Annotated in this window: 21 protein-coding genes; 7 read left to right on the top strand and 14 right to left on the bottom strand. The window is 35.7% G+C overall.

Features of this window, described 5'->3' with window-relative positions; genetic code table 11:
• Positions 1-272 (top strand): hypothetical protein (locus J8L73_RS18820; RefSeq protein WP_211019368.1); only part of this gene is annotated, 272 nt, incomplete at its 5' end.
• A complete protein-coding gene (locus J8L73_RS18815; protein WP_211019367.1) occupies positions 272-1,630 on the top strand; it encodes a conjugal transfer protein TraH in 1,359 nt (452 codons plus the stop codon). The genes J8L73_RS18820 and J8L73_RS18815, both read left to right, overlap by 1 nt.
• Positions 1,631-2,064: 434 nt before the next feature.
• On the opposite strand, the gene J8L73_RS18810 is transcribed toward J8L73_RS18815, so the two are convergent.
• The 5 genes from J8L73_RS18810 to J8L73_RS18790 form a co-directional block, all read right to left on the bottom strand.
• A complete protein-coding gene (locus J8L73_RS18810) occupies positions 2,065-3,513 on the bottom strand; it encodes an LAGLIDADG family homing endonuclease (protein ID WP_211019365.1) in 1,449 nt (482 codons plus the stop codon).
• A 464-nt stretch (positions 3,514-3,977) separates the two neighbouring features.
• Positions 3,978-4,727, bottom strand: a complete 750-nt coding sequence (locus tag J8L73_RS18805) for an RES family NAD+ phosphorylase (RefSeq protein ID WP_211019363.1) — start codon at positions 4,725-4,727, stop codon at positions 3,978-3,980.
• A gap of 73 nt (positions 4,728-4,800) precedes the next feature.
• Positions 4,801-5,664: a DNA replication terminus site-binding protein gene (locus tag J8L73_RS18800; RefSeq protein WP_211019361.1), complete on the bottom strand. Its 864-nt coding sequence runs from the start codon at positions 5,662-5,664 to the stop codon at positions 4,801-4,803.
• Between the two features lie 264 nt (positions 5,665-5,928).
• Positions 5,929-9,105, bottom strand: coding sequence for a leucine-rich repeat domain-containing protein (locus tag J8L73_RS18795; protein WP_211019359.1), 3,177 nt, complete (start codon positions 9,103-9,105; stop codon positions 5,929-5,931).
• A 242-nt stretch (positions 9,106-9,347) separates the two neighbouring features.
• Positions 9,348-9,665, bottom strand: coding sequence for a hypothetical protein (locus tag J8L73_RS18790; RefSeq protein ID WP_211019357.1), 318 nt, complete (start codon positions 9,663-9,665; stop codon positions 9,348-9,350).
• A 478-nt stretch (positions 9,666-10,143) separates the two neighbouring features.
• Between J8L73_RS18790 and J8L73_RS18785 the strand changes: the two genes are divergently transcribed.
• The 3 genes from J8L73_RS18785 to J8L73_RS18775 all read left to right on the top strand — a co-directional run bounded on the left by J8L73_RS18785 (position 10,144) and on the right by J8L73_RS18775 (position 10,976).
• The gene (locus tag J8L73_RS18785) at positions 10,144-10,380 is read left to right on the top strand and encodes a hypothetical protein (protein ID WP_211019355.1); all 237 of its coding nucleotides are present in this window, start codon (positions 10,144-10,146) and stop codon (positions 10,378-10,380) included.
• 15 nt (positions 10,381-10,395) lie between these two features.
• Positions 10,396-10,539 carry a hypothetical protein gene (locus J8L73_RS18780; protein WP_182830878.1) on the top strand — a complete coding sequence of 48 codons (144 nt, stop codon included), beginning with the start codon at positions 10,396-10,398 and terminating at the stop codon, positions 10,537-10,539.
• 86 nt (positions 10,540-10,625) lie between these two features.
• A complete protein-coding gene (locus J8L73_RS18775; protein WP_211019353.1) occupies positions 10,626-10,976 on the top strand; it encodes a hypothetical protein in 351 nt (116 codons plus the stop codon).
• A 636-nt stretch (positions 10,977-11,612) separates the two neighbouring features.
• Here the strand turns inward: J8L73_RS18775 and J8L73_RS18770 are convergent.
• The 7 genes from J8L73_RS18770 to J8L73_RS18740 form a co-directional block, all read right to left on the bottom strand.
• Positions 11,613-12,065, bottom strand: a complete 453-nt coding sequence (locus J8L73_RS18770; protein ID WP_211019352.1) for a hypothetical protein — start codon at positions 12,063-12,065, stop codon at positions 11,613-11,615.
• 168 nt (positions 12,066-12,233) lie between these two features.
• Positions 12,234-13,241: a site-specific integrase gene (locus J8L73_RS18765; protein ID WP_211019350.1), complete on the bottom strand. Its 1,008-nt coding sequence runs from the start codon at positions 13,239-13,241 to the stop codon at positions 12,234-12,236.
• 250 nt (positions 13,242-13,491) lie between these two features.
• Positions 13,492-14,085: a hypothetical protein gene (locus tag J8L73_RS18760; protein ID WP_211019348.1), complete on the bottom strand. Its 594-nt coding sequence runs from the start codon at positions 14,083-14,085 to the stop codon at positions 13,492-13,494.
• A 254-nt stretch (positions 14,086-14,339) separates the two neighbouring features.
• A complete protein-coding gene (locus tag J8L73_RS18755; RefSeq protein ID WP_182830883.1) occupies positions 14,340-14,543 on the bottom strand; it encodes a hypothetical protein in 204 nt (67 codons plus the stop codon).
• 1 nt (position 14,544) lies between these two features.
• The gene (locus J8L73_RS18750) at positions 14,545-14,913 is read right to left on the bottom strand and encodes a hypothetical protein (protein ID WP_211019346.1); all 369 of its coding nucleotides are present in this window, start codon (positions 14,911-14,913) and stop codon (positions 14,545-14,547) included.
• 121 nt (positions 14,914-15,034) lie between these two features.
• Positions 15,035-16,456: a hypothetical protein gene (locus tag J8L73_RS18745; protein WP_211019344.1), complete on the bottom strand. Its 1,422-nt coding sequence runs from the start codon at positions 16,454-16,456 to the stop codon at positions 15,035-15,037.
• Positions 16,457-16,544: 88 nt separating this feature from the next.
• Positions 16,545-16,931 carry a hypothetical protein gene (locus J8L73_RS18740; RefSeq protein ID WP_211019342.1) on the bottom strand — a complete coding sequence of 129 codons (387 nt, stop codon included), beginning with the start codon at positions 16,929-16,931 and terminating at the stop codon, positions 16,545-16,547.
• 181 nt (positions 16,932-17,112) lie between these two features.
• Here J8L73_RS18740 and J8L73_RS18735 point away from each other — a divergent pair, with 181 nt between their 5' ends.
• Both J8L73_RS18735 and J8L73_RS18730 read left to right on the top strand, forming a co-directional pair.
• On the top strand, positions 17,113-17,820 hold the full coding sequence (locus J8L73_RS18735) for a hypothetical protein (protein WP_211019341.1): 708 nt from the start codon (positions 17,113-17,115) through the stop codon (positions 17,818-17,820).
• Between the two features lie 82 nt (positions 17,821-17,902).
• On the top strand, positions 17,903-18,694 hold the full coding sequence (locus J8L73_RS18730) for a hypothetical protein (protein ID WP_211019338.1): 792 nt from the start codon (positions 17,903-17,905) through the stop codon (positions 18,692-18,694).
• Between the two features lie 109 nt (positions 18,695-18,803).
• Here the strand turns inward: J8L73_RS18730 and J8L73_RS18725 are convergent, their stop codons facing one another.
• Both J8L73_RS18725 and J8L73_RS18720 read right to left on the bottom strand, forming a co-directional pair.
• Positions 18,804-19,151, bottom strand: coding sequence for a hypothetical protein (locus tag J8L73_RS18725; protein WP_138534083.1), 348 nt, complete (start codon positions 19,149-19,151; stop codon positions 18,804-18,806).
• An 84-nt stretch (positions 19,152-19,235) separates the two neighbouring features.
• On the bottom strand, positions 19,236-19,509 hold a 274-nt coding region (locus J8L73_RS18720; RefSeq protein WP_211019336.1), incomplete at its 5' end, for a hypothetical protein.

Below are 19,509 nucleotides of genomic sequence, written 5' to 3'. Positions count from 1 at the left end.
TCTCAAATGATGGCCAGCACTTTCAAACAATTAAATATGGCATGGCATCAGGTAGTGAACTTGTTCAAAGAGCACTCTATGCAGCAAAACGTATGAACCTTATTAGTGAGGAACAATTCGTTAAAACACAAGAAGTAAAAGACATTCTTGTATCAAATGAGCCTTTAGTAGTTGAAAAGCAAAAGTTAGAAGATAACCCTTCAATTCTATCTGACCTACTCAGAAAGCGGCTTAATGAGATTAACCTTTCAACGACTTCAAAGGCTCAGTAATGTTTAAAATTAATAAATTAAGAGTGTTAATTGCACTTAGCGTTTTGTCTCCATCAGCTCATGCTTCAACTGTGATGGAAGATGTCTTTACTGAAGCTGTAACATTTCAAACTACAACAGCTACTTCATTTAGTACTCCAACAAGAAACGGTTTAAGTTTTGGTGGGGCTTCTTACAGAGTAAAAGGGGTAAGAGCGAATGTTGTTAATTTTCAACCTCCGAAAATATCTGGAGGCTGTGGTGGCATCGATTTTTTTGCTGGAAGCTTTAGTTTAATAAACTCCGACCAATTAGTGCAAATGGGAAGGGCGATTGCACAAGGTGTACCATCATATGCCTTTAACTTGGCTTTAACTTCAGTTTGTCCCTCATGTAGTAAGTTAATGTCAGACCTTCAAACAAAACTTGATGAATTTAATCAAATGACAGCTAATGGTTGCGAAAAGGCTGTTGGATATTTGGGAGATCTGAAATTAGATGACGGAACAAATGCAGTCGATACTTTCAAGAGCTCAGTGCAGTTTGGTGCTTTAGAAGGGCTCGCAAATGATGCTTCAGGTTGGCTGACAGATAGAGGTGAGGCAAACGCTACGAAAGGCGATACAGATAATACTGCTGTTAAAGCAGAAAAAAATGGTGTCGAAGTAGAAGTTAATACAGCTCATCATATTCTAGTAAATGCAAATGTCAGTGCATATACCCATTCTTCAATTTCAGGTTTTGGTGGTGCAAACTTAAAAGATCTGATTATGTCGTTAACCGGTACAACAATTTCGAGAAAGTCTGGAAGCACAAGCTCGACAGATACCGGGATTGACGTAATAACTAAACCTGCAACTGTTTCATTGAGAGATATTTTCGAAGAGTCTGATACAGGCTCAATTAGATTAATGAAGTGTGAAAGCACAGATCCAAATTGCTTAAACCCTATTGAACAAACTATCTCAAGCAGAGGCTTGAAGTACATTTTTGATGATATAGCAGAAAAGCTCGTTGCCAAAATAGATAAAAGGCTGAATGTAGCTCAGACGGCAGATGAAATAGCACTACAAGCTATTGCAGATATAAATGCTTCAGAGTTAGTTAGCGTATTAAAAAGCCCTCGGTTGGCAGCAAAGACATTATCATTAACAGCACAGGAAGCTGTAGCGCAACAAATAATAACAGTACTTCAGGAAGTACTTCATAACATCAAGTCTAATTCATCTGTAGGCGTTTCACTAAAAGGGGCTGTTGCTAAACCGTATATCGAATCACTGGATAAGCTCAATGATGATCTTGATAAAATGCGTTACAAAATAGGTGAAGATTTGCAGTTGGTTGCCACGCCATATGCGGTTACCCGGGCAATGAAGTAATTTAAAAATAAGCTGGTGGCATTTAGCTCATGTACTATTAAGTTGTTGTGTCAAAGCGCCTTAACAAACAAATATATAGTAAAAATTTGTTTGTTAAGGCCTTTTTATTGAAGATTGTTAAGAGAGTACTCATCCAAAGTACACTTAGAAAATAGGCGAGTTAGCTCAATACAAAGTAGGCGAAATATGGCGGAGTCTAGGGAATCAAGGGAACTTAGAAGCTTTTGGAATATGGCGATAGCTGTTATAGGTATAATTTATCTTTTGCATACCTACGTTACAAATAGGGTTGTTGCATTTCTCAGTGATGGTACCCCAAATACAACATTAGTTTTACGAGGCTGTACATCAGTTGAATGTCATATCAAAGGTACATTAAGAACAGATCCAATATCTTTGGAAAGCTACATTTTGAAAAGTGATGGAGCAAAGCTTTATTTTAATCGCGATGAAATTTCAAGTTTGTCATGGCCAGTTGTAGATGCCAATTCTGAATAAGCTTTTGTAATCTTGCTATTCTGGTTAGAGACAGGATATAAGCGCTCTAACAAGATAATGCTAGCCGAGTTTGAATATTTTAATGATACTGTATTTTGGTTGGTGCTAAATGATCCAGTAATTCCCAGCTGGCTCTTTATTTCATTATGAGCCCATTCAACGAACTGTTTTGAGCCACTACATAAGCCAATACAAAAGCATTTATTATTTCTTTGGTAATATTTCCTAACCCATCCATCACCTTCAATATAGCCTGCAATAAATGCCAGTACATTAGTTGATTGAGACAATTTAGGTGGGCTTAGAGTTAAACTTTTCCTACGTACAATGCCAAATTGTTTTAATGATTTAGCAATTACCTTAGAGGTAAATCTAAGTTCAACCATAACCGCGTTACTTGCTGAAAACCGGTAACTTAAGGTGTTACCAAAATCTAAATACTTAGCAAAATCGATCAAAATGGGCTCATTGTTAATGTGTTGAGAAAGGCCAATACGTTTATCACCATCAACCCATCCATCTGCAGCAATTAAGCCAGCCCAGAACGCACTTTCAATTGATTCGTCAGAAAAACATTTATCATTTACTGCAAAGCGGTCATAAGCGAGCTTTTTAACTTCAAACTTGGGGTTAAATCCATCTTTACTGGCTGGAAATTGTTGAAGAAAGCTAAGGGTATTTGGGTGCTCGTGGTTTTCTCCTGTACGTTTTACATGAAGATTGCAATTGTATGTTTTGGGTAGCGGTGGAGACAATATAAACCCTCTTTTACAAACAATATCTTTAAGCTTATTAAAATTAAAATATCTCTTTTCTTGTGATGAGTTTTTGTAACATTCAGCGCAGCCGTAGTGTTTTTGGCTAAGTATAATTTCAAAACCAGTTTGAAATTCATTACCGCAGCGACATAAAAATGTTGGTTTTAAATCTAGTAATGCAAGTTGCTGATTAGTTACTAGTGATGTCCAGTGCTCGAGGTCGATAATGCTTGGGCTTATAGATTTGGCGCATGCCGGGCAATCGGTGAGGTGTTTATTGCTTCTAGGGGTTACTTTATCCCTGTTTAAAAAGGGATGAATTTTCTTGTTAATTAATAAACCGCATTTGTGCTTAAATATTGCGTAGCCTCCAACACCCTTGTATGAATGGAGGCTATATTCCGAACCTTTGACCAACATTAACCGTTCTTTTAATTCAATGATACTTAGCCGAGAGGACTTACCTTTTAACTTTGAATCGCAGGGGCCCTGGCAAGTAATGTGGGTATTATTCTTTAGAAGGGCATGCTTAATATTACTCAGTTTATGTGAAACTTTTTTTCCGCATTTCACGCCTGAGACAAGACTTTTGGTACATATTAGGTCAATTTTATCTTTGCTAACCAATATTAAGTTGCTCTGGTTCTCTACCTTCGCTAGATATTTATCGCACAATTTAAACTGGAATGTCTTACTTTCAAGTATAAGTTTTTGTAGTTGCTCAAGTGTGAAGCTTTGTCCAGTATCACAAAGAGGGCATGTGATTTGTTGACACTTTAAAGAGCGGTTTACTAAGTACCGGGGTTTGGATTTAAAGTGTATTTGATGAATATTGCAAAATACACTTAATGAGGTATTTCGACTATCGATAATTTCATTGTCTCCAGAATGAACAGTGAAACACGCTCTGTAATTGATATCTTTTTTTTGGGGGTGTGACTTGCACTCGATGACAAACCTTTTAAATAAGAGATTGAACTTTTCAACTGAAAGTGGGTATCTAAACATCAATAGTTCTTGCTTTATAAAAATAGCAGCTCAGTAATTGCGGGCTATGGAGCAATCCTGAGTTTAACGTAAGTTTGTGTTTGTTACATGTAACGTTCATAATCATAGTTTTCAAATGAAAAATTAATCCCATTAACTTTAAATAGATTGGAGCCTTTAAAGTCCACACAATCCAAATCGAATAAAGCAAGATTAATCCCTGCGCATAAAGAGCTTTTAAATGCGATTCCATCATAACCTAAGGATTTTATTAACTCCGCAATAATTTGAGTAGGAGCATAGTCTGATTTTTGGTCACTATTAGTTACAGGTTCCGAAAAGGCTCTATCAATATGCTTCCAAACAGCTTCTATTTTCTTAGCATCATCAGGCTCTGCAAAGAAAAACGGTAAAGTAACATTAGGATGTTTTGAAAAGTCGATTAGCCTAAGCTCATTTTTATTTGAAAACTTAGCAACTGAAACAGTTGAGCCTAACCAAGGGCGTATCTCTGACATAGCAGTTTTTTTGTCTGAGGCAACATATAAACAAGGAATCCCCTTGGGGTTGGCTCTGCCCTCAGTGGCACTATCTTTCAAAGGTCTCATACGGGATTCTGGATAAGGTACAAATATATCGTCTACTTCAATATTATCTTGCATTAAAGGTACGGTGTTATGTCCCATTTGTGCTCGCCAAATCTCTGAGTTTGGAGGGATAATCATAACTCGACTGGTACATGTGTCCTTAATGCCTTTTAAAAAGTCCTGTGAATCACGGTCTAGAACGTATCTTGATTTATTTCTTACTGATTGACTGAATTGACTATAACTAGCCCAGGATTTAAAACTCATAAAATTCCTTTAGATATTAGTAAGTACCCAATTTATTCAATTCACAATTTAAGTGTATAACAAATAGAAGGTTTCATTCATTCATTACATAAAGTCTTTTGATTAAGTAATTGTAATGTTCAGCTTCACTTGTTGATCTGATACAGCTCTTTAGTGGAGAGATTTTACAAGGTTCATCACCGAAAACAATGATAGGTACATGGCCATAAAACATAACCGTGTTAGTGTCATCAGTGAAAGAAACGTTCAGCTTAGGTGTAATTGGCAAAGGTCTTTTCACCTTGATAAATTCGCCTGGTTTTGATTTCACTAATTCAATTTCTTTTTCAACCCATGGCGCCCATTCAGATCTAGTTTTACCTGAAGGTGGGTTATCTTTACTGCCGGCTAAATACGTAAGAAACTCTTCTTTGTTAATTGTTCTCATACTGTTTTTGTTACACCACGTAAAACCAACTCGTTTAACTGGGCCATCAGCAACTTTGATCAGCCTATATATTTGCAAGGTGATAGCTTTAGGGCAAATTGACTGTATTAGCTCACGCTTTTGACCTTGATTTAGTTTGCTGCTGTTGATGAGCTCTTTTATTATCACTTTTTGTAAATTACATGCATCCACCAGCTGTGAAGCTGATTGATAATGATTTGGCGCCAATTGGATAAAGCCAGGTAGTCTAAATGGGTATTTAGGTGAGTGATTATAATCTGGCGTAAACCGGGCAAAAGAACCTGTGGCCATACTTAATGCAGTAAAGCCGGTATGCTTTTCAGGGGTTACTAATTCCCAGCCACTAGTATCGGACATGTCACCAGCTGAAGCTGGTAACTTATAGCATTCAGCATGAACCACCTCACATTCATGAAGGAATTGGTTAAGTACTTCAGTCGCGCTAACTAATTGGTTGAATGCAAACTCAACATCACTATACAAAGACATAGGCAATTCACTTAAGTGGTTACTTTCTATACCATCATACCATTAGTTGTAAATAATGCATACACCTCAGCATCTGCGTTTTTGTTCTTTGTTTAATTTAATTTTTCTTTTATTTATTTTTATCTTTTTGAAGTAGGGCGTAACCCAATCGGGGCTGTTCAATGGCGCTATGGGTGGGTGAGTATTTATTATAAAAATTAGTATGATGGTATAGCTTCTGGGGTTTATTGCGCTTTTAAGTCTATAGCGCAATATCGTTTTTCTTTATACTATTACAATGCCGAATGCTGATAAGAGAGCCACAGCTCGTAAATAAAGGCTATTACCTTCTTCAAAGTTATCTAAAATGCCAGAAAACTTTGCGAGTGTTTTGCCAATATAATCAGTATCAGGCTTTCCTTCATTAAGCTCATCTTCGACCGTATCAAGTTGTCTAATATACTTCTCTTTTTCAACTAACTCAGCCTTCGCTAATTCAGCTTTAAGCGACTTAATTTCATCAATCTGACTATGGATTTCATCTTGTGTACTTCCAATATTAATATTGATCGATGAGTTCGTAATGTCACCAGCAATAGCGCCTGGCGAGTTTGTTATGTTTCTACTCATGAAAGTACCTCCTATCATGAAAAAGTTTTGTACGGGTTTTAATTCGTTGACTGCTTCACAGTCAATGTCCAACATAGCGTAATAGAGCATTCCATTGTGTTTTTGACCATCAATATCCACAATATATTCACTTAACAAAGCAAACTGCTTAATGCTCTCAATAGGGCACCAACCTTTTCCTTTGATACATAGCTCTTCACTAATTGGCGAAGCAACTTTAGTTGCCTCTATTGATTTGATTACTTGCGGTAAAGCAGATTTGATATCTTGAGTTCTACCCCAAAATGAGAGGGTTAAAGTACTATCATCAGTATTAGCGGCAATTCTACATTGCACTTTTTCACTGATAGCAATGTAAATGCCGTCAAGCCACCAGTAACTTTCGTTTGAGAGGTGATGGCACTCAACAATAATGCTTTCAATAACCAATCTATGAAGCCATGGGTAATGCAAACGATAGTGGACATCGGCGTTAACGTTTCGAGGTACTGCAAGAGGCTCTTCATCTGTTAGAAGGGAAGGTACTACAAACTGCTTTGATTTAAATTTAGTTAAAAGGTCCTCACTTAAACAAAACAACATTTGTGCCTGAATCATAAAGCTGACAAATAGCTCTGTATCCTGTGGTTCATAGTCGTGAAATATTTCATACAATTCGGCTCCAGAGACTTCTCCATTATTTCGTTTAATCCAATCTCTTGGATTACCAAGCTCCATATTTACTTCAAATAGTCGATTTATAGCCTCTAACACCCAGTTTTGATCAATAAATATAGTATTGCTAAATTGATATTCATCGTAAAATATATCTCCGCAACGATTTAAGTAAGTTAGCAAAATCGAAGGGCGTAAAACGTTATTTTCTGAACACAGCCATTCGAACTCACTTTTTGAAATTGTTTTGCCCCAACCTTTCACTTCCTCTCTAACTATATCCCAAGTTTTTGGTATGCGTATTTGCAACTTTGCTTGTTTATTTAAATGTGAAATAATTAAACTTCTAAGAGTTTCTATATTTGTATAATCCCATGCACTAACACCAACTCTTGGCAAACAACTATAAGGCTGATCATTGAATGCTTCGTTATTCAGACCAACCTTATCAGCCAAATCAATTTGGCTTTTAATTGTAATAATAGAGTTATCACTTTCATTATTATGTATTAAATCCAGCCAATAGCGCAAAGTGTGATTGTTGATTTTTTCACCTTCATGGCACTGTTCAGCCCAAAGAACACAATAAATCCCTGATAGAGATTGGAACAATCTGTGTGTTGAGTGGTACAGTTTTTGGCCTCCGAAATCCCAAATATTTATTTCCCACTTGTTTCCTTCTACATCGCTTGGCGACCAATCAAGTAGTGAGATACCTATTGTAGTGTCTTCGCGGTATTTACTATTTTGGGGTTTCCTTTCTTTTAACGCTTTGGCTAAAGTTGTTTTCCCAACTCGGCCATTTCCAACGAAGATAATCTTTTCCTTGTATTCGTTCACATAACCATATTGTTCAATTTCATTTGACCATGATCTAATAGCGTTAATGTTATCTAGTAGCTCATATGGAACAAACTTAATTGGGTTATTTCTTTTAGGTAGCGGCCCTTCGAGATATTCAATGTTGCTATTTATACAGTAAAGAGTGTCTACTGTTGGGTGATTTACTATGTTATTAAGGCTCGATATAAAGTTTCTGCTGCAGTTAAGAAAAGTTAAGTTATCAAGTTTTTCAATCTCATCAATATTAGTTAATAAATTGCCACTACAGTTTAATGAGGTTAGATCTATCAGGTTTTCTATTCCACTTAGATTTTCTAGTTTGTTGTTATGGCAGTCTAGTTTGGTTAACTTTATTAGGTTTTCAATCCCGTTAAGGGTATTTAATTGACTGCCACTACAATCCAATGAAGTTAGATTTGTTAGGTTTTCTATACCAGTCTCATTAAAGTTGTTATAGCCGAATACCAATATAGTGAGATTTGTGAGGCCTCCGATACCAGTAAATTCACTTAAGTTGTTAAAGCTGCAACCCAAAAAAGTTAGATTTGTGAGGTTTTCTATACCAGTAAGTTCTTCTAAGTTGTTAAAGCTGCAATCTAATGAGGTTAGATTTGTGAGGTTTTCTATACCAGTAAGTTCAACTAAGTTGTTAAAGCTGCAATCCAATGAGGTTAGATTTGTTAGGTTTTCTATACCAGTAAGTTTTACTAGTTTGTTGCTATCGCAGTCTAGTATGGTTAATTTTGTAAGGTTTTCAACCCCAGTTAAGGTATTTAATTCACAGCCTCTACAGTTCAATGAGGTTAGATTTATTAGGTTTTCTATACCAGTAAGCTCATTTAATTTGTTAAAGCTGCAATCCAATGAGGTTAGATTTGTTAGGTTTTCTATACCAGTAAGTTTTACTAGTTTGTTGCTATCGCAGCCTAGTATGGTTAATTTTGTAAGGTTTTCAACCCCAGTTAAGGTATTTAATTCACAGTCTCTACAGTTCAATGAGGTTAGATTTATTAGGTTTTCTATGCCAGTAAGTTCATTTAATTTGTTAAAGCTGCAATCCAATGAAGTTAGGTTTGTGAGGTTTTCTAAACCAGTAAGTTCATCTAAGTTGTTAATACAGCAATTCAATGACGTTAAATTTGTGAGGGTTTCTATACCAGTAGGTTCAACTAAGTTGTTTAAGGAGCAATCCAATGATTTCAAGTGGACGAGGTCGCAAATCTCAACGGGTAATTGAGAAATACCTAACGCAGATAGATCTAACTCTTCTGTTTTATCCTCAAAGCATTTATTAATCAAAGAAATTGCTTTTTCTTGAGGAGATAAAAAATCCATTTCACGGCTCTGTTTTATTTAAACAACTCAACAACATGATAACAACAATTTATAAACATGGAAATTAAACACAGAACTTTAACTATGAATAAACGAGGTATAATGGGCTAGATTAGCTTTCTAAAACCATAAGGCCAGCGAAAAATTTAGAACTTACCTAAATGCTACCTCGCTCCCAGCAGTATTATGAACATTTTTTACTTAAAGTATAATCGCCCCATATTTTCTCCATCACTTTCAGATTAGTGCTTTTTTACTATTGAACCACAAAGTTGGCCATCACGCTCAGAGTAAGAAAATTTAAAATTTTGAAACTCAGTTGATACCACTTTTATATTCTCAAGTTCAGCTGAGTAAGTGTCATTCAATAGTTTTTCCTCTCCACTTATAGTGTTTGAGGCCGCATAAGTAGTAAGAAGATCAACTTTTATTTGCTTTTCGATTGCAGCTCTATCATATGATAATGGATAACATGCAGTATTATCCCCAGGGATAATTGCTGTAGCTTCGCTAGATAAGCACGCTAAGATTATTGATATTAGTGCTGTACTATTTTTCATTGTAAGTCTTCCACATCGAGCATTTAAATCTAAGCTATCACACTCATAAAATCGCGCTATTTTCCAGAATTAAACAATTTAACAATTTAACAATTTAACAGGGCCGAAACGAACAGTTCCTTGCTTTGAACTCAATAGAGGCAATATCAAAGTAATGATTAAGGGAGTGTAAAATTCAAGTGGCAAAGTCATGCCGTATCGAAAATATGAATTCAAGCTGCAACTTACAATAGAGAATGAAATACAAAGTGAAATGTAAAATAACCCGCGTATTGGGCTTTGCTTATTTTTAATGAGTAACATTTGAACCTCCGATTAACATCACTCAATGATAAATTTCAATGGGACATATTAAGTTTGTTTTTAATTAAAATTTCGCTTTTTTTAGACCAAACATATTGGCTTAAGTGATATTGTAAAAAAAACATAAGGATTTCATATGATTAATATCTTGTCCCCCAATATATTGAGAGCTTGTATGCTTGCTGAGAACACAAGTAGGCATAATCTAAAGGTGGAAATGGAAGTGCTTACTCCGTCATCCTTTAGATCTGTTAGGCGTATCTTTGTTTACTTCATATTAGACGGGGAAAAGATTGGCACAAGCCTTGCTTTTTATAACTTGAATGAAGCTGATGACTTTTTAACGTCACTTCATGAACAATTTAAACAAATAAATGCACCGCTCAGGGTAGAAATTCCTTTGTGCGGCTAACGCAAGGAGTTCCATATGTATGCTATTTTCGCCACCTTTATGGCATTTTCTCAACCTCAATCAACTGAAATTGAAGTGGTGAACATTAAAGAATTACCAGCTGTTAACCTTGAACGTGGCGCTGGAATTCTTCCGCCTAAGAAAAAAGGTGAAAGATAACAAATAGTCACATAAAAGCAATAATAAAGCACTATTGCTGGTGGACTCTCTGTACATTATTATTACGACCGATTTAGTAGTTAAAGATGGATGTTAATGTGGGAGTTTCACCTGTTGCCTTAATTGGCTTGTTATTCTGCTTCGTTTTTTGGGTTATTTCTTTAGCTGCCTTCTTAAAGCGCGAATCGATCCGTTCCCTTGCAATAGCGCTGCGTGTCAGAAAATTGGTTCAAGAATCAATTCAATTGGAAGTTTACATGAAAGGCTTACCAGTTAATGATGAGCGAGCTGCGGTCTTTCAGAGAATTCAAGAAATTAAAGCTGAGCTTGCTGATATCGAGGGTTACCCTCAGAAAAATAGCTTTATCCCTGCATATACACCAAATATAGAGCCTGAAAATGTAGTTAGTTTAACTAGTTACAAACGTAGTGCTTAATATGGATTACATTAAAGCATTTATAGTCTACTACAATGAGCTATTTACTGTAGGGGCTAGTGACTTCTTTTTAAAGTACCTGATGAGTTTTTCAGGTTTACTGTTTTTGGTTTTTTGCATAACCATCATTAAATCCTACCTCAAAAAAACATCATTCTCACACTTGTGTTTAGTATCACTCGTTACATTGTCCTATTTATCAACCGACTACTTAATGACAATCGAATACTTAAGTGAAACTGGTGGTTTTATTGATGGTATAGTCAATATGTACTTTATGTTCTCACTTTTTGATAGCATCACAGCGCTTCTTATTGCTTTATTGTTCCCATTCATACGAAATGGAAAAAGGTACTCGGACGCTTCAATAACTACAATGTATGTCTTACTGGTTAATTCTGTCTTGCACCTAATTTTAATGTCTAATTATATCACTCAAAATTCCCATAACCCTTATTTAGGCTTTTTTTATTCCATTACTGTAAATATAAACGACTTGATATTACTTAGTGCATTTCTGGCCCCAACATTTATTACTAAAGTAAAAAATCTTTTCACGGAAAAACTGTTTTTACGCCAGTCGGATTAAAAATGGCCAGAGTCCTTCTGGCCATTTTCTTGCTAATTTGATTTTTCCTAGGCTGATTTGGGCGGTTTGGCTTTAATCGTTAAAGCAGCTTCTAATGAAGTTTTAATCTTTTTAGTAATTGTTGGAACAAAAGTAGGATCAATAATGCCGAAATCCGCACTTTCCTCTAATGAACCTGCAACTATTTTGTTCACAGTTTCAAGAAGCTCTTCTGGTTTAACATCTTCTAGGCTCGTGTTTTCATTTATGTTCAGAAGAAGGTAGTCCAGGCTTACATTTTTTTTAATCGCTGTAGTTAAAATAAAATCCCATGGCATAGAAGGGCGGCTCAACCACATTTTCATAGTGCTCGCATTATGCCCTAAAGCTCGGCGTCCATTTTCATCTTCAATTTCATGAAGCTCATTAACATCCCACACCTGCTTGCATCGTTCTAAAACTTGCGAGACGTATTTTTTCTTTGAGTCATCATCTAGATTTTTAAAGTATGTATCAGCCATGTTTGGTTGTTCTTATAAGATCACTACCTTATATTCTAACAAAAAAAGATAAATTTAAAATGAACAAATAAAATTATGTTGAGCCTTGTCACTTTTTGTTAGGCAATAAACTTATATAATTCAGCAAGCTGTACCCAATACAGACAATCAAGAACAAAATATTTTAGATTAAAACAAATTATTCAATACATCCTCAAACGCCTTTGAATCTTCATCTACAATATACATAGCAGTTGTAACTTCTTTAGAGTGGCCAAGAAGTTTACTAATTCTGCTTATCTTTACGCCTTTTTCATCGAGCCAAGTCGCGTATGATCGTCTTAGAGAATGGGGAGCAACAGTGTTATATTTTTTACAAAGTTCATAAATAGCGCTGCCAGTTAAAGGGTTACTATTTTCAACATCAATATTTCCACTACGTGGCACTTTGACAAATAACGGACCAGGCTTTATACCTCGAACGTTCAACCAGTCTTCCAAAGCAATTTTTGTAACAGGGTGGATCGCAACATATCTTTCCTTATTACCTTTACCAATAATCTTCAAATACTGAGTATTTACCGTAACTCTATCTTCGCTACTAAGCTCTAAGACTAATGATGAAATCTCTATTGTGGCCAACTCACTTCTTCTTAACCCTGTACCAATTAAAATATGAAAAAGCGCCAAATCTCTCAGCATTTTATTTCTATTAGTTGGGTTTGAGCTTGCTATTCTCTCCAAAAGCCCTTGGAAACTAGAACGAGAAATTACCTGATGTTTTTTAATTCTAGAGCCGGTTTCTCCTTTCACTTTTAGAATGCCATCTAGCTGCAATCTAGAAATCTGTCCTAACAAATAGGCATGCTCACATACACCTTTTACAACGGATACATATAATGAAATCGTTTTTGGAGATAGTTCCTTGGCCTTTAGGTTATGGATAAGGCTATTCAAATCGGTTGAACTAATTGCTGCCCAATTAATATCATAAAAATCTGTGTAGCCGGTATGTTTTGCAATTGCTTGCAAACATCGAGTGACAGTCTCTTTGGATGTATCCGCCGCCAAAGAGTTAACATAATTAAATATCGGACATTTGGGGTTTACATAAATCTCATTTAATTTTTGTTTTTTCTTGGTGGCCGGTAATTGAGGCTCTTTTAAATCTATAATCTTTTCCAATCTGCTGTTCATAATTTTAATTCATACGAAAACATAAGCACTGTACATTTATATACCTTAATACAACTTGTGTAAATACCCATTTATGCAATTAATGTATTATGTTAAATTAACTGCTTTGTGAAAATTTGCAACGCAACCCCTGTGTAATTTAAATTTTGAAAAATAGAATTAGTGGAGTGATTGACTAACCTCAATGTAAGGTCAGAGCATTATAAAACGGGTTGTTAAGTGAAACTAAGTGTGTTTTTCTTCTAACCCTTTATGGTAATCGTAACTTTATAAATGCTGCTCCAGTTAATTGATATAGCAAAAGTATGCTTAGAGCCTCTTTAATACTCATTATAACACTGACACATGGTAAAGAAATTTCTAAGCCGGTAGTGGCTAATATGAATACTGAAAGTAAAAAAAGAATCAACATACCTGGCATTGAGTTTTTAACATCTTGCCATGAAGGGATCATACATTGGGTTATGGCAAGAACAACCAGCCAATGAAAAGCAAAAAGTGTTATATCAGCAAGGCTATGTGAGGCCAGTACAGCTGGACCAATTAAATATAGCGTTGAAACGCCTAGGTACATAGGGGCCATTCCGATAAGCAAGTCAATAACTTTAGAAAAGAGTGAGGAGCCATTTTTATAAGCAACAAAAGCTGCTGGCTGAACATTAATACTCGGGATGAATTTACATGATATGACTTCTCTAAAAGTTAATTTGGCCATGAAGTAATGAGCTGCTTCATGCAACGGCACACCAATTAACCAAAGTAACTTTGTAAAATAACCATGACTTCGTTTAATGTATTCACGTAAAAAAATATTTACAAGCAATAAGGATATTAATAAAACCATGATCGTTCAAATTTTATAATAGTCTGTTAATAGACTGCATCGGGATTAAGTCTATGATTTATCGAAAAAATGTACGGTTGCTAATTATCAACCTTATTAGACAATAATACAAACCCAATCAAAATACGCCCAACTATAAGTGCAGATATCATTGTTATACTTTCTTTATTCATTCTCACTAAATATAAGAAAGCTAAAACTACCCCTATAAATACCCACATCAAAATTTGAAACTTCATACTCGAACCTCTAACTCATTGTATTCTGTATTCTTCAAGCATTTCTAAAGCGCTGTCTATTTTCGCCATGGTTTTAATATCAATTGATGATACTAATTTAGGGTTAATCTTGGAGGGGTCTGATATCCATGTGACATCATACTTTGCAAGTAAAATTGATTTAGCCGATTTTAGATTTTGTTCAACACTATCAAGAGCGTTCTTTTTTGTCTCTGCCATGTTAGACTCTCAAACTAGTGTGCTTTTTAAAGACATCACCGGTTATTGGGTTAATAAATACATCTGCCATCTGAGTTAATGATTCAATGGTGAACTGTGGATTGTTTTTCAAAACTCTTTGCCTCACAACCTCGTTTTTAAAAAATTCATCTGCTGGTATCGTGATTTGCTTACTATCATCAAGCCCAAGAGTAGTACCAAACCCTAATTCAGTTATTGTATCTATTGCGGAATTTAACTCAGTGAAAATAGCCAAACCAATATCGTTCATTTCATTCTTATTGATACCTCCCCCATCTTTATAAGAATATTGAATTAGAAAGACTTTTAAGGCACTTTGTATCTGATTTCTAATATCATTCAATGACATATTTAATTTCCCAGTTAAATTAGCTACTTTTAATATACCGTTCAATCTCGATCAGAAACCCGTAAAAAAGTGAAATATAGTATTTTTATTTATGCTTCAAATAAAAAGTTTAGATTAAACATTAAGGCACAACTGTCTCTGTCATTGTGCAACGCCCCCCTTCGAGCTCCCACCCTTCTATGCAAGTGTTAGTGCTTGGAACACTTTCAGTTTTTATGCAATGCTCTTGAGCAAGTGTATATTCAACTGGGCAAGAGTAAGTTATGGGTGACGTTACGATATTCACACAATCACTTTCGCTTAGTGAGCCACCATTGGGGCATGAGTAAATTAAATCTGCGGAAACTGTCATATTGCATTTTGAGCCAGATAAATCGTATTGTGATGGGCAAGTGTAGGTTATATTTGCAGTATGCACTTTTTCACATTGATTACCTGCATCTAAGTACCCACTTGGGCACGATTTATTTGCCTGATAGCTATGAATTGACCTACAATTATATAATCCGGCACCACCAATATAGGTATATCCATCTGGACACACTAGAGGAGCATCTCTAGACCCTCCATTTCGGCCCTTACATTGGCTCGGTGATAAGTAACCAATGAGTAAAACTTCATCTTCATCGCACTTATATTGTCCCACTCCATATTCTTCCACAACGCATTGTGAAGCTGAGTTAGTAGTAAACGTACAGTTATATGAATTTGGTGCAGGATAGGTACCAGTTGGGCACATATTGTAAATTGTATCGTCTTCATATTCGTGGCTTTGCCTACAGTCCATATAGTTATATTCAACAGTTTCAACATTTTTACACTCTGAACCAGAGACACTATATCCGGCAGGACAATTCTTTGTGGCGTTTATCTGCGTGTCTTTGTAGCACGTGTTACTTGAGCGTGTGTATCCTGCGGGGCACGAACTTGAGGCTGTTGTTGATGTTGTACCCTTGCATAGAGTACCTTCCAGACTTGTCCCACTTGGGCATGTTTTTGTGGCGTTTATTTCTACTGTTTTGGTACAGTTATTATTGCTTTCATTGTACTTAAACCCTGAAGGACATACTTTAATTGGATCTTCTACCAATGTTTTATAACAAAGCTCTCCAGATAAAGTAAAACCCAATGGACAACTTATTCCTTTTACACTTAAAGATATCGTATAGTTTGCTTCCCCTGCAGCTCCAATTAAACCTGGGTAAATTGGAATATCTAACCCCCCATTGCTACTTGCATTCACTGTGATTTGAATTGTTTGTCCTTGGCTTACGGGCTGCCCATTAACAACAACAGAGCCTGGAGCATCACCATGTAATGTAAAATTTAATAGTTGAGGACCACTAGCTTTATTACCACCAGCCGTATAAAGAGGCGGGATTTTGATAACAGTGAAAGGCTCATCAGTCTTACTCTTGAGTAAGTTGTTTGAAGAAAGTGTTTCAATTTGTGGGATTGATATAGCTGCATTTGCTTTAGCTATAAGAAATACAAGACTGACAATAGAAACCAACAAGTATGATGTAACTTTACCAATCGACATTTTAATAAACTCCAATATTACTATTGGTCTATTAAAACACCGCGATTAACGGTAAAGCGCTTAAAAAAAATCTATTTTAATTAAAAAATTACTTTATTGTATCTTCTCTACCAGTTAGGAAATGAGCCCAGCCTTGCCATTCATCCTTATAATGCAAATTAGGGTTAGAAGGTAAATTTGAAGGTCTTCCACCTTCTTTACTTAATTCCCTGTATTGGCTCATAGTTTGCACACCTAAAGTTCTAGCTATTTCACAAGCCTTTTTAAATTCAACGAACCGCCCACAACCTGGTGCAGTTTTAGGCGCTAAAACTTCAGACCACTTGCAACCATATACGTTGGGGGGACGTTTAGGCATGGAATCAGGAAACTCAGCATTTTCGCTGGCCTCAAGCCACTCTTTTATTGAAGATAACTTTTGCTTTCTTGCGTACAAAGCAGCTTCTTCTAAAGATACATATTTTTGTTGTGACATGAGCTCTAAATAGTAGATGCATATCTATTAATTTTACGATCAATTTTAAAAATTTAAAACATAGAAGGGATTTTTAGTTATTTTTTTTAAAATCGACCTCAATTCAAGTTTATTTTTTTAAATTTGCGCGATTTTAAACCTCCAGTAAATTAGGTTTTGAAATTTAAATCTGGAGAACTTTATGAATACCATTAAACGTAATTTATTTTTTATAACTGCTTTGATTTCTATATCTGCATGCTCAAGTAATGATGTTCATGATCGTATCGAGCAACTACAAGTAGCTCACCAAAAGCAAGTTGAAAAAAAAACCGAGAAAATGGACCAACTCATTAATAGTATTCCAGATTGGTACTTAGATGTACCACAATCTGACTCAACAGGTGTATTTGGCGTTGGATACGGTTCATCAAACAAACCTCCTTTTGCATTAAAAGCAGCCGAGCTCAGAGCTAAATTTGATGTAGCAAAAAGCTTTAAACAGCTTATCTCTGGCCAAGAGCGTTCATATGAAAACCAGACTCTAGATTCAAACCTTGAGACTCAAATTAATATGCTTATTGATTCAATTGTCGAAGAAGTTAGTGTTGCCGGTGCGCAGAGAGTAAAGCGTGAATTGTATAATGTTGATGGAGTAGCAAATGCATATGTTCTTGTAAAAATGCCTTATGAAGAATATAACCGAGCAATACAGTCTTTGCGTGCTAAAACAGTAGAAGAGAAAATGTCTGTTGCATTCGATGAACTTGAAAAGCGACTGCAGAATAGAAAGAGCGATGAACAAAAAGCAATTCAAGCCACTCACCAGCGTGATGTTGAGCTTAAAGAGCTTGAAATCAAAAAAGAGGTAGAGCTACGAAAAGCTGAGCAACCTCAAAATAAAAAGTAATTTTTTAAAAATATTAGATTTTTTTTTGCCTCTATATGTTGCGTATATCTGTACATTATTAAGCATACATATGGAGGCTTTTATGTTTACAAACCTGAATAAATACTCAAAATATCAAAACTCAAAGTGGTTTATCATTGCCATTTTACTTTGCTCTATTTTATCAATAGTTTATTTGCAATTACGTCACCCCGCTGACAACTCTAGTATAGAGCCAACTTTTGACTACTCAACTATTATCGATCACTTTAATGGCAAGCTTAACCAAGGTACATTTCTGTTCTCTGAACCGGTTACTTGGAACGGCCAATTTATTCCTGTTGAGAGTTATGCTGGAATAAACCTTAAAAATTTAAGCAGCGAGTATGCTGATGGTTTAGTTTTATATTGGCTTCATCGTATAAAGTTTGCCTCTACTGAAGAGACTGGTGTCATAAAAGACAGTTTTGAGGCTGTAAAATCATTACCTTATGACATCAACGAAGCTAATTTAGAATTCTTAGATTGTAGCCTGACTGAAAAATGTGATTATAAAAAACTTATAAATAACTTCAGCAACTCAGCTTGGGTACCATTTTGGGCAATGAAGGCAGATATTGAGTATGTTAAGAGCAAAAGTGATGAACTAAATGAACTTAACATTTCTGCTGTTAGTGACTTAGAGTTTTTCGAGCTTCGTAACAATGCCGGTCATGTTGAAATCATACCACCAGCACTTGCTGACTACTTAATAACCATACCTTTTTATCTGAATTGCAAAACCAACAATCAAAAGCTTTTGATGTACTTATACGAGGTTAAAACTAGGTTTCCACAGCTAAGCACGATAGTTGATGAATTCATGAGTATGGCTTCAGTTCACCAGTGCGAGTAAGTTGGCAACAAATAGATGCTATAAAATAGCCACCTAATAAAAATAGGTGGCTATTCTAATAAATGGACGTATTTAACTTAGCTGATTTAGACTGCTACTACTTAAAGTTCTAGTTTTGGTTATCAGCTAAAGACTTAATAGCTTTTTTGATAGAAAACGGCCTCACCTCATCGTTAGAAAAGTGAACTTTGAAGCAAGGGTGAGTTGCCCAAACTCCTTCTACATGGCGCTTTTCATATGCGACACTGAAGCCTGTTATCAACCTGCCATTTAATTCATATCCGGGCGAATTATCACAGTACCGTTCAAAAACATCTTTTAAAGACTCGAAGAGTTCGCCATTCTCTATTGTACCCTCTGGTAACAGCTCTACTTTTTGATTATTAAAATAATCAACAGCATCACCTTGTCTTTCAAAGTGCTTACCAGCGAAACTCACAGGTTTTGACCTTCCCATTAATCACACCTCTTATACTTGAATTAATATGCTACCCCAATACAGCTCTACAAATGCTTGCTCTTAATGATCAAGTTATTATCGTTAACCTAATTGCAGATAGTTCCACGTTTTTAGTTTAAGACCCTTAGCAAATTCTTTGGCTTCACTTTTAGAAGGAAAGCCAAAAACTCCGGCACCCACTAAATCTAAAAGTGCTTGCTGCTTATTTTTTATTACACTTGGTGAACATTCCCCAACTACATCACCATCAGCGTCATAAATGCAGTTTGTCCACTCAATTTCAGAGACTAATATAGGTATTCCATTTTTGTTATAGAATTTATATGGCTCTTTCAACGTCGTAATAAACCACATC

Origin of the sequence: Pseudoalteromonas sp. MMG006 (assembly GCF_018101025.1) — a bacterium.
Classification (GTDB): domain Bacteria; phylum Pseudomonadota; class Gammaproteobacteria; order Enterobacterales; family Alteromonadaceae; genus Pseudoalteromonas.
Note: the sequence above shows the minus strand (reverse complement) of the source record. Positions and strands in the feature narration are given on the sequence as shown.